We start from the raw sequence: 8,544 nt of genomic DNA on the forward strand, positions 1-8,544 counted from the left end.
ACAGGAATTCTATAGATGCAGTTTAGTTGCACAATGATTCTTTAATATTATTAAGATTAATTAAAGGTCGCCGTGCATACATTTACTAATTATGGAACTTTTTAACATGTTATTCGTATTAAATATTAGCGGAATTTTATGAGAAAGGAGACTAAATGAAGAATTACTTACAGTTTCTTAACGTGTACATATTGTTAAAAGGAATAAAACTCTTCTTGAAAGTGGTATTACTTTTTCTTACCGTACTTATGTTAGCTTCTATGAATTCACTAATTTACAACCAAAACATTTTGGGGTTTTATCCACTCGAATTTTTGAATACAGTTAAAACTACCTTCGGCAATTTACTCTCATTAAAAGATGGGTTGATACTAATCCCTCACATGGTCAAAACTATTTCCGTATTTGAATATCTGCCAAAGGCGTATAGCTACTCCATGACAGTGTTGTTTAGCGCATTATTACTTGGTGTTATTTTTGCATTTACTTTTGTTTATATGTACCTTTGGCTCCCTTTGAAAGCTAAAAGGTTAGTTAGAAAGATTATTTCTATCCTCGAAACTTTGCCGGATGTATTTATTATCATGAGCTTTCAGTTTGGAGTAATTTATTTGTATAAAAAGACGGGGCTTAAATTTTTACAAATATATAGTTTGAACACAGAAGTGTACATCATGCCCATTATTTGTCTCATGCTGGTACCTCTTTTTATGCTGATCAGAATCATGATTACTTTGTTCGAAGAAGAATACGAAAAACTGTATGTAGACTTTGCAAGGGCTAAGGGGCTTAGTCAGCTGGAGGTATTCACAAAACATGTAATTAGAAATATCATATATTCTTTTTCTCAATATTTATCGCTCATATACTGGATGATGATTACGAGCTTTATTTTAGTAGAATACCTATTTTTGATTGATGGCTTCACATTATTGCTTTATAGGTTTGTTTCGCCTGAAATCTTTATCCTTGCCGTCGGTTTGATTCTACTTCCTTATAGTTTAATAATGCTGTTAATTAAAATCATAGGAAGAAAAATCGGGGTACCACAGCATGAATAATTTTAAAAAACCATTGTTGTTAATCATAGGACTATTGCTATTGGTGTTGTTTGTTAGCGTTGTATATTCATCTATTTTTAAAACAGATGCCGAACCCGAACGTATCCGTTATAACGAAAGCGGCGAGGTTATTGGGAAGGCTCCATTCCCACCTTCTTTAACTCATCCATTAGGAACTGATAAAGTTGGAAACGACCTTGCTGTTAGAATGATAGAAGGTGCCAAATATACAATCCTTTTTATTACCGGAGTTTCATTCTTAAGAATTTTAGTCAGCTTGATAATAGCTTATTTTCTCGTTTTTCCATTTAAAAGAATAAGTGAATGGGTTGAAACGGTCTTCATTCCTTTTAAATATATACCTGGCCTTATCTTAGTGCTGCTCTTATCTCCTGATTTAAAAGAAGCAATTGTTCAAATGGGTTTCTTGAAAATCATCCTATATCAGTTTTTCCTGTTTGTTTTCATTGGGATCCCAATACTCTCTGCTGTACTGACAAAAGAATCTCGAAATGTATTGAAAAATGAATACATTGAAGCTTCCAATCAATTAGGGGCAAGTAGTTGGCGTATTTATACTAAGCACATTATCCCGGTTTTAAAAGACAGGCTTATCGTTACATTTCTTCAGCAATTATCTATCAACTTGTTGTTGCTTATTCAATTAGGGGTTTTTCAATACTTTATCGGTGGATCCAAGCCAGGAAACATTGCAGCAGCAGAAGAAGTAGTTCCAAAGTATTTGTCTGAATCAGGTGAATGGGCAGGCATGATAGGTCAAGGAAAGGATGAATTCTTGACTGCACCTTGGACCTTTTTTGGTCCGCTGTTAATATCAGTAGTTTTCTTGATTTTGATCAAATCACTTGTGAACAAGTTTGAAGATACTAACCGAAAAATATAATTAAAGAAGGGTTGAAGTGCTAAGTAATAGACGTTACATTATCATCATTTCTTATTGAATGAACGGTTTAGTTTAAAACAACAAGTCAATTAACAACGACTTTACATTGTTTGTAAAGAATCTGTTATTAACAAACTTTTTAGGACTCATTTGAGTAAGAAAGGGGTCGATCCTTTTTGAATTCAGATTACAAAAAGAAAAAAATCCAAAAGGATTACCATAGGAAAGTCAGCAAAAAAATGGACGAAAAAAAAGAGCCTATTTGGGTAAATGTTGTATCAATTATTGTGATTGTTAGCTTTATTTTACATCTCTATATTGATTGGTTATAAATACAAAATTAAAAATCAACCATCCAACCGAGGGTTCAGAAGATTATAAGATATTAATAAAATTATTTTTCGTTATTAAATAAACGAAGCCGGATTGTTTAAAAAGGTGTGAAAAATTAAAAATATATTGATATCTGCTTTTAGGGAGAGTGTTTAATGAAAAAGAGAAAATTGATTACCTTGTCTTTAATTGGAGTAATTGCGATTATTGGCACAACATTCTTTTTAACAAAACCAAATGAATCAGATTTTGTAATGTGGATGGAACAAACTTATGATGTTAATTGTTTAGATTATAATTGTGATGCATTTAAGTTAAAAGTTATTGAACATGGGGAAAATAAGGTAATTACAATGCAAGTTGTGAGCGGAGGATATTCACCAGGCACATTTCTAATGAACAGAGAACTGAAATATCGTAACTATGAAAATTCGTCATACGTACTAGATATAGATGTTATAGGTATTTTGGGCAAAATTTCATTGGTAAATGAAACTAAACGATTAACCATTGATTAAATAGCTTTTTCTATTAATGGGGTGTTATCCAGAAAGGATTAACGCCCTTTTTGTTGAATTCCTTCTTGAACAAACGGAGCAGTTATGTTTAAGAAGGAAAAAACATAGTTAGAATAGAATTTATTATATAAAAAATAAAAGGGAGTGTTTTCCATTGCTTTCATCTCGTACGTTAAATGAAAAAATTGCTTTTATAATTGGTTTAGTTGGAGCAATCCTTGGAGTTGCAGTTTGGGGGCTATACCATTGGGATGGAAGTTTATTATGGGGGTTAATTGATTTTAATACCTCATACATATCAACTAGTGGTTCAGAAGCGAGTATAAGTGAAATGCAATCAGAGAGAATGATGTATTACATATTATTGTTTATTCCTGCTTGTTTAGCTTTTACTTCTGTATTATTTAATAAAAAATACCTGATGTTCTTAGCAGTTTTCTTACACTTACCAATTGGTGATTTTATCAGTGGTTCAACAGGATTTTCTTCTTTTACTACTATTCAAATTGTTTGGGTTTGTTATTTACTTTCAGGGGTCATTTCCTTAATAAAAATAAATCCGTCTAGGTATAAGAATGAACGTGTTAATACAGTTAGTTAACCAAGGGGTATTTAAAAATCTAATTGGGCGTTGTGTAAACAATGTCCTTTTTTTATTTGGGTAAGATAGATAGTAAAAATGTGAAACTTTACACTTAAACTATAGGGTGCTTTGATCCAAGAAGGATTAAGGCACCTTTTTGTTGAATTCCTTATTGAGCTAACGGAGCAGGTGTGCGGCCGAGCCCAGGTCGTATCATATAGCGGGTGGGATTCCCGCCGAGTAAGAACTAGCCATTCGCTCGTAGCGAGTCTTGGAGGGCTAATGGTAACTTTAGCCTTTAAGCGTAGACAGTTAGGTGACGGGCCGAAAGCCAAATGGTTGAAGGGATTGAGCTCCATAATCGTTAGTAAATCGGGAGGGCTGATGCCTTACCTGCGTGCAGAAAGCAATATTTTATCCTTCACTAAAGGCAAGAAGGGTAAAGCCTCCCTGGAGTCAGAGACCTTGGCACGTTACACATTGATATGATACGGCAACTCGGGAGACCCTACCGGTCTTTTCTTGTGAAGAGTATGGTCTACAAGCGATAACAAGCAAGGAAACCAAATGCCGATGGTAGGGAGTCGGATAGCAGCGTAGTACCAATGATGTTGGGTAATGCCGATGGAGGGAAGGCTAGCTACCAGTTATCACTCTTACTAGGGACACATTTACTACACACAGAGGTAGGAATAATAAATGGAAACAAAACTACTAAGGATAGCAGAATTAGCAAAATCTGAACCTAAAATGAAGTTTACCTCTCTTGCACATTTATTGAATGAGCAATCTTTAACTCAGTGTCATCATGAATTGCCTAATAAAAAGGCAACTGGTATCAACGGTACGACAAAAGAACAATACAGTGACAGCTTGGAAGAAAACATAGAGGATTTAGTTAGTAGGCTTAAAAGCAAAAGTTACCGTCCTGTTCCAGTAAGACGGATGTATATCCCAAAGCTCAACTCAAACAAGATGAGACCTTTGGGAATACCGGAACATGAAGATAAAATTGTTCAAAAGGGCATTACGAAAATACTAAATGCCATCTATGAAAATGACTTTCTAGACTGCTCATTTGGATTCCGTCCAAATAGAAACTGCCACGATGCGCTGAAAATACTGAATCAATATATTGAGAAGAGAGCAGTAAGTTATGTAGTCGATGTAGATATTAAAGGGTTCTTTGATAACGTTGACCACAAATGGATGATGGAATTCTTGAAACTCCGAATCACAGACCCTAACCTACTGAGAATAATCAGCAGGTTTCTTAAAGGTGGATACATGGAGGAAGGTAAGAAATACAAGACAGATAATGGTACACCGCAAGGTGGAGTGATATCTCCGATATTAGCCAATGTCTATCTCCATTACGTTCTTGATCTATGGTTTGAAAAAGTGGTTAGGAAACAATGTAAAGGCCAGGCATATATAGTAAGATACGCAGATGATTTTGTTTGTTGTTTTCAGAATAAAAGTGAAGCCCAGCAATTCTTCCATTCTTTAAAAGCGAGGTTAAAGAAATTTAACCTGGAAATAGCCGAGGATAAAACTAAAATAATTCCCTTCGGACGGTTTGCGGAAAAGAATGCAAAACGTGACGAGACTGGCAAACCAGATACCTTTGATTTCCTCGGATTCACACACTATTGTGGGATAAGTAAACACGGAAAGTTCCGAGTAAAGCGGAAAACCAGCAGGAGGAAAGTCCAAGGTAAACTAAAAGATACCAAAGAATGGCTGAAGAATAATAGGAATAAAGATATCCATATGATTATGGATAGATTTAAACGCTCACTAACAGGTTATTACAACTATTATTGCATCACAGATAATACCCAAACTGTTAACAACTTTAAAGCGAAAATTGAGTACTTACTGTTTAAATGGCTAAACAGAAGAAGCCAAAGGAAATCCTTTACCTGGGATAAATTCAGACTCTTTCTTAATAAATATCCACTACCTTCACCAAGAATCAAAGTGAATATTTACGATTTAAGAAAAGAGATTAGCTACATTTTGTAAATGATAATTGGAGGAGCCGTGTGCGTTAATAGCGCAAGCACGGTTCTGTGAGGGGGGAGGAGTACAATTTACCGCAAGGTAGAAAGGCTCCCTTCTACTCGACTAGCTCAAGAAAAGGAGACAGAAAATTTGTATGTTCTAGGGGGGATAATATGAAGCGATTGTTAATTGTTTGCTCATTCTTTTTATTAGCCTTAATTGTAGGCTGCTCTTCAAGTGAAAAATCTGATGAAAAGTATTTTGTCCTAATTGTTCAGGGTGAAGAAAACATTAGTGAGAAATTTAGTAAATTCACTAATAACGAATATTCCGTGGTTGAAATGCAATACCTAACAAGTTTAAAAACAGCAAAAGAAAAATATCCTAAATACGAAATAGAAAAAGCCCCAGCAGTATTTATATTTGAAACCGCAGGAGAAATGAAAAAATTAAAATTAAAAACTTATGATATTGAGGAAGCCCTTCGTTTTCTTGAGACTAAGAAAGAGAGTCAATAATCAAAAAAAGAAATGTTAAACAAAGGAGTGGTAAACTAGGTGGTTTACCACCTTTTTTGAATTACTTATTGAACAAACGGAGCAGGTTAACTCAATAAAAATAAAAAAGAACACATTATGTGTTCTTGATAATCATTTTGTATCTTGCGGAGGCTTACTGTGTTCGTACTTTATCAATTCAACTGCTGGATATTTTTCAGGAAAGTTCTTCGTTGTTTGACGAGATGGCTCGACCGCAAAGTATAAAGTATCAGTCCCGAAAGTTTTTCCATTACTGGATGAAGGAATTAAACTGATTTTCAAGATATATGAGTATTTTTCCATACCTTTATATTCTTTATTTCCTTTAAATGAAATTGATACCGTATCAATTTGTGAATGTGGTGCATAGCCGTTAATATTGTTATCGTTGTAATAATCCTCCATAGCTTTCATTATTTCATTATGGTACAGCTCAAGAATAAAAGAACCATACAGATGGTTTTTTTCTTTACTTGAAGTCGTAAATTCAGGTAATTCTTGTAAGGCTTTATCTGATGCCTCTGTTGTAATCAATGATTCAGGGAAGAAACTTACTATACAAAGTGCAGAAATTATCATTATAATCTTTTTCACTATTTCTCCTCCATTCTATATATAATGTGTGGAGATACTGTCTTAGTTATACAAATGTTATTAAGTGAATCAATGCACTTAAACTAACGGGTGCAAGAGTACAGAAGCAACGCATAATTTGCGTTGCTTCTTCACTTTGTTAGAAATATTTCTGATAAAACTCCTGTCTCAGCCTTCCGCTTAATTGGGCATATATTCGAGTGGTTTCGCTTTTCTCGTGACCCAAAAGGCTTTGAATGACTTCTACTGGTGCTCCATTGTTTAATAAGTGGGTGGCATAGCTGTGTCTTAGTTGGTGAGGATGGATTTCTTTATTGATGCCTGCACGAGCTGAGATTTTCTTTATGTAATACCTCATCTGTGCAATACTCATTCTGTGGGGCTTTCTCTCCGTTACAAAAATGGCTGGATCCTTATCGTGGCGATTATCTAAATATCGCTTCAGCCAGAGTTCGGTTCGGATATTAAAATAGACCTCGCGTTCTTTATCACCCTTTCCTCTGACAATGGCAGAGCGGTTAGACCAATTAATGCAGTTGCGATCAAGTGCCGCGATTTCTCCAATCCTGCAGCCAGTCGAGAACATTATTTCAAATAATGCCTTCTCCATTGGACTGATACAGGCTTCACGCAAAAGTTCAATTTCCCTTTCTGATAAAAATTTTGGGATTCTCTTGCCGGCTTTCGGTTCTTTGATCTTTGCTGCTGGATTAAGGGGAATATGCCCTTCCTCGTGACACCAGCGAAACAATGACTTCATGAATCGAATCCTGTGAGCCATACTAGAGGGTTTTAAGTCCTTACCTTGAGTAACAAGATATTTCTTTAATCCTTCTGTGTCGAAACTATCGATATTCTGATCATTAAAATAACCAATGAGTAGCTTTGCTTGGATTCCATATGCTTTTAAAGTATAAGGTGAAAAGCCTTCTATACGTTTATCAGCTTCATAGGATTTCCACGCAGTTGATAATAACAAACAAATCCCTCCCATTTAATTGGATACTAAGAGGAATTATTGCCTGTTTTATAGAAATTAAGACTCAAGGTATTCAATAGTAATGAAAGATTTATTCCAAAACTATTAATGTAAAGATATCTAGCTAGGTAAGGAGATTTAGAAATGACCTACTGGGAAACGAAAACAATTAATACCGTACGCGGAAACTTTGAGGTCTTTGTAAAAGGTGAGGGCAATCCAATTTGCGTCACTCATCATTATTCAGAGTTTAATAATACTGGTGATTACTTTGCAGACTCTTTGACAGAGAATAATACGGTCTACCTTGTGAATTTAAAACAAGCCGGTAATTCAAGTAAGGCTAATGAGGCTCATGAGTTGAGCATGTTTGATGCTGTATAAGACCTTGAAGCAATCCGAGACGCGTTGGGGTATGCCAAATGGACCTTTGCCGGGCACTCGACAGGAGGTATGATAGGAATCATCTACGGTATTCATTTTTCTACGTCTCTAACTTCACTAATAATTGTGGGGGCTGCTGCCAGGAAATATGCGAATTCATCCTCTGAATGTATCTATCATCCAGACCATCCAAACTTTGACCGAATGCAGCAACTTATTGAGACTTTAAAACGCTCCAATTTATCACATAGTGAAAGGGAGATTTTCTCAAAAGAGAGAACGAAACTGTCTCTATTTCACCCGGATAAGTATGATGAATACTTTTCTTTAGGCATACATAAAAAGATGTCTGCTGCAAGAATGAACTTTTTTATTAGGGAAGAAATGATCTTTGATGTAACCCGTGAGTTAGAAAAAATCTCAACAAATACTTTAATACTGAGTGGCCGATACGATGTACAATGCCCGCTTTCTTTCTCCGTAGAAATAAATGAGTTAATACCAAATTCACAACTATTTGTTTTTAACGAAAGCAACCATTACCCCTTCCTTGAAGAAAAGTCGTTGTTTAGACAAGTCATCTTAACTTACTTAAAAGAAAAGGTGTCTTATTGAACTATAGGGGCAGCATTCCTGTAATGA

The 8,544-nt window shown here is 35.2% G+C and carries 8 protein-coding genes and 1 pseudogene; 7 read left to right on the forward strand and 2 right to left on the reverse strand.

Annotation, left to right across the window (positions count from 1 at the left end; genetic code table 11):
* Positions 1-221: 221 nt before the first annotated feature.
* From J7E38_RS23760 to J7E38_RS23785, 6 genes are all read left to right on the forward strand, one after another.
* Positions 222-1,061: an ABC transporter permease subunit gene (locus J7E38_RS23760; RefSeq protein WP_353049965.1), complete on the forward strand. Its 840-nt coding sequence runs from the start codon at positions 222-224 to the stop codon at positions 1,059-1,061.
* Complete coding sequence (locus J7E38_RS23765) at positions 1,054-1,965, forward strand: ABC transporter permease subunit (protein WP_192472131.1); 912 nt, start codon at positions 1,054-1,056, stop codon at positions 1,963-1,965. Before J7E38_RS23760 ends, J7E38_RS23765 begins: the two co-directional genes overlap by 8 nt.
* 488 nt (positions 1,966-2,453) lie before the next feature.
* On the forward strand, positions 2,454-2,816 hold the full coding sequence (locus tag J7E38_RS23770; RefSeq protein ID WP_192472132.1) for a hypothetical protein: 363 nt from the start codon (positions 2,454-2,456) through the stop codon (positions 2,814-2,816).
* 154 nt (positions 2,817-2,970) lie between these two features.
* Positions 2,971-3,417: a hypothetical protein gene (locus J7E38_RS23775; protein ID WP_192473802.1), complete on the forward strand. Its 447-nt coding sequence runs from the start codon at positions 2,971-2,973 to the stop codon at positions 3,415-3,417.
* Between the two features lie 681 nt (positions 3,418-4,098).
* Positions 4,099-5,427, forward strand: a complete 1,329-nt coding sequence (gene ltrA, locus J7E38_RS23780; protein ID WP_192473803.1) for a group II intron reverse transcriptase/maturase — start codon at positions 4,099-4,101, stop codon at positions 5,425-5,427.
* Between the two features lie 152 nt (positions 5,428-5,579).
* A complete protein-coding gene (locus J7E38_RS23785) occupies positions 5,580-5,924 on the forward strand; it encodes a hypothetical protein (RefSeq protein WP_192473804.1) in 345 nt (114 codons plus the stop codon).
* A gap of 132 nt (positions 5,925-6,056) precedes the next feature.
* Here J7E38_RS23785 and J7E38_RS23790 read toward each other — a convergent pair whose 3' ends face one another.
* Together J7E38_RS23790 and J7E38_RS23795 are read right to left on the reverse strand one after the other, a co-directional pair.
* Positions 6,057-6,539, reverse strand: a complete 483-nt coding sequence (locus J7E38_RS23790) for a hypothetical protein (RefSeq protein ID WP_192473805.1) — start codon at positions 6,537-6,539, stop codon at positions 6,057-6,059.
* A gap of 139 nt (positions 6,540-6,678) precedes the next feature.
* On the reverse strand, positions 6,679-7,518 hold the full coding sequence (locus tag J7E38_RS23795) for a tyrosine-type recombinase/integrase (protein ID WP_192473806.1): 840 nt from the start codon (positions 7,516-7,518) through the stop codon (positions 6,679-6,681).
* A gap of 144 nt (positions 7,519-7,662) precedes the next feature.
* On the opposite strand from J7E38_RS23795, the pseudogene J7E38_RS23800 reads away from it, so the two are divergent.
* A pseudogene (locus J7E38_RS23800) lies at positions 7,663-8,517 on the forward strand (alpha/beta fold hydrolase).
* Positions 8,518-8,544 lie beyond the last annotated feature (27 nt).

This window comes from Bacillus sp. ISL-35 (assembly GCF_018613355.1).
Lineage (GTDB): Bacteria > Bacillota > Bacilli > Bacillales > Cytobacillaceae > Mesobacillus.

Excerpts from the sequence above, each read along its gene's own strand:
- J7E38_RS23765 (WP_192472131.1), top strand. The coding sequence starts at position 1,054 with ATGAATAATTTTAAAAAACCATTGTTGTTAATCATAGGACTATTGCTA.
- J7E38_RS23770 (WP_192472132.1), top strand. The coding sequence starts at position 2,454 with ATGAAAAAGAGAAAATTGATTACCTTGTCTTTAATTGGAGTAATTGCG.
- ltrA (WP_192473803.1), top strand. The coding sequence starts at position 4,099 with ATGGAAACAAAACTACTAAGGATAGCAGAATTAGCAAAATCTGAACCT.
- J7E38_RS23785 (WP_192473804.1), top strand. The coding sequence starts at position 5,580 with ATGAAGCGATTGTTAATTGTTTGCTCATTCTTTTTATTAGCCTTAATT.